Source organism: Mycobacterium sp. DBP42 (assembly GCF_005924235.1).
Classification (GTDB): Bacteria; Actinomycetota; Actinomycetes; order Mycobacteriales; family Mycobacteriaceae; genus Mycobacterium; species Mycobacterium syngnathidarum.
The window spans coordinates 1-384 of the sequence record NZ_VCMY01000129.1 but is presented as its reverse complement, the minus strand read 5'-3'; the positions used below and the strand labels follow the sequence as shown (position 1 = coordinate 384).

General features: G+C 49.0%; 1 pseudogene. It reads left to right on the top strand.

Annotated features, from left to right (window positions below):
• A pseudogene (locus E0T84_RS31715) lies at nucleotides 1-384 on the top strand (pyridine nucleotide-disulfide oxidoreductase); the annotation flags it as partial.

Genomic DNA, 384 nt, shown 5'->3' with positions numbered 1-384 from the left:
GTGGATGACTACCGCGAAACGACTGTTCCAGGTGTCTATGCGGTGGGAGATGTCAATGGCGGTCCACAATTCACTTACACATCCCTAGACGACTTCCGTATCGTTTTCGGCAAGTTGACTGGGACTGGAACTTATAGCTTGAGCCAACGTAAGTCTATTCCGACCAGCGTCTTTATCACGCCTGTGCTTTCTCGTGTTGGTCTGACCGAGAAGGAAGCCAAGGAAGCAGGTTACGACTACATTGCCAACGAATTGCTTGTCGCCAATATGCCACGTGCCCATGTCAATAATGACCTCAAAGGCATTTTCAAGGTTATCGTGGATAAGGAAAGTAAGCTTGTTCTGGGGGCGACTCTCTTTGGTCGCAATTCAGAGGAGCTGATT